This is a genomic window from Alkalibacterium indicireducens (assembly GCF_039522005.1).
GTDB classification, from domain to species: Bacteria; Bacillota; Bacilli; order Lactobacillales; family Carnobacteriaceae_A; genus Alkalibacterium; species Alkalibacterium indicireducens.
The window spans coordinates 1-1968 of record NZ_BAAADA010000187.1; the positions used below are offsets into that span (position 1 = coordinate 1).

2 protein-coding genes are annotated in these 1968 nt (G+C 41.5%); both read right to left on the minus strand.

From position 1 onward, the window contains the following. Window positions 1-147: 147 nt before the first annotated feature. A complete protein-coding gene (locus tag ABFX15_RS10150; RefSeq protein ID WP_346025302.1) occupies window positions 148-1272 on the minus strand; it encodes a hypothetical protein in 1125 nt (374 codons plus the stop codon). After that, window positions 1269-1874 (minus strand): ribosome biogenesis GTP-binding protein YihA/YsxC, encoded by a 606-nt coding sequence (gene yihA, locus ABFX15_RS10155; protein WP_091269044.1) that lies wholly within the window; start codon window positions 1872-1874, stop codon window positions 1269-1271. The genes ABFX15_RS10150 and yihA overlap by 4 nt, the downstream gene beginning before the upstream one ends. Between the last annotated feature and the right edge of the window lie 94 nt (window positions 1875-1968).

Consider the following 1968-nt stretch of genomic DNA (forward strand, 5'->3'; position numbering starts at 1 on the left):
ATTCCGCCTCACGGCGGACACCCTTGACTTTCGCTAACAGTTCCTACTGCCAAGTCTGTAGTGGACTTTCACCACCAAGTTATCGCCCATGCCGGGCGCACACGAAAAAAAAAGAGTCAGAATCCTGACTCTTTTACACGACCTGATTTATTTTTCTGCTGACGCCATTTCTTTAATCGGCTGCAGCTTTTTTAAGGCAGGAAACTGCTGGCATTCCTGTATCTCATTGTATCTGTTCATATACTGACCTGTAGCAACTGATATCAGCTCCTCAAAGGCTGTCTGTGCAGATTCCATCGTTTCAGTATCGTACTGCTTCTTAGCTTCGTCTTCGATGTGCTTATAAGTAAGCGACGCGTATCTGGAAAAGACAGTCTCGTCCTGAGCAGTACTAAAGTCGAATATCAGCTGGTTCTTTGCAGTAGGACGCATTTCGAACATATCCTGCAGCAGTTCTTCAGAAATGCAGTTATGATTTTCGGACGTGCCGATGAGTAGAGCATCTGCTTTTGCGAGTCTGTAGAGAAACTGACTGGAATCAACAAGATGAATCAGTTTGATACGGTTCTGCTGATTAGTAATAGCCAACCATCTTTTCAGTTCTTCTACAGACCGTTCAGTATGTTCATTGCGGTAAAGAACCGTTAGAGACCCGAAGTCTGAACCAGAAAAATGTTTGATTATCTGATTTGTAAGGTCTTCATTGCCTATTACACAATAGTGATGATCTCCAGAAGGTTCAAGCATAGAGCGGATCGAACGCACGGCTCGGGGAACGTTCCCTTGAAGCAATGGTCTGATCGATTCCTTTTCACATAAATCAAGAGAAAAGTCGACAGCGTTCTTAAACAGCATCTGCAGGACAGGTCCGGCAGTCTTCTCTTCAACTGCATCCATGAGCGCCTGATCGATGATATCTACCGGTTCATAGGAATGCTGTTCAGCCGTCTCAACATTGCTGGATAAATTCAGGAGATGCCTGACCACATCTTCATTGAACTTGCTGTAGGTTTCGAGAATCACTTCTTCAAGCATTTTATCTGTATACTGTGACAGATAGCGTAGAAGATCGCCGTGTTTGAAATCTTTCTCATCTACATACAGATAGTATTCATTCCTGTTTTCAGTAACAAGCAGTACAACTTCACTTACTCCATCGAATGCATGTATATCGTGTAGATGTTCTCTTCTGGATGCACGGGTCAGACTGTACTTGTGAATATCGTCAGAAGAGACGGTATCTCTATTTACCCCATACATTAAAAGTTTCATTCTCTCTCATCCCCTACATACGTCAAAATCTCATCCCATATTTCCTTCCGACCTTCTCTAGTCATAGAGGAGAATGTGAACAGCTTGTCGCCGGGTTCTATTTCAAGTGTTTTTCTGATGATACTTGAATGCTTGTTGTATTTTGATTTTTTTATCTTATCCGCCTTAGTAGCGACAATAAGTACGGGAATATCATAGTATTTATATAAATCATACATCTGAATATCCAGATCAGTCGGTTCGTGTCTGAAGTCGACTAATAGGATTCCGAGTGCCAGTTCTTCTCTGGTAGCAAAATAATCAGTCATCATTCTGCCCCATTTGTTCTGTTCTGCATTAGATACTTTAGCGTATCCATATCCTGGTACATCAACGAAAAACAGTTCATTTTCTATATTAAAAAAGTTAAGTGTGCGGGTCTTCCCGGGTTTACCCGATGTTCTAGCTAGTTTTTTTCGGTTGACCATCGTATTGATGAAGGTCGATTTCCCCACGTTGGAGCGCCCCGCAAGGACTATTTCAGTTAAACCATCATCTGGATATTGAGAAGGAGATACGGCACTTATGGTGATGTCAGCATGTTGGATCTTATCACTATTCATTTTTTCTCCTCCAGTTACATAATAGTAATTACCAATTTTTTTGTTTTTTCGTGTTGTTTTAATGCAACTATCGTTGCTCTATCAATTAAAATAC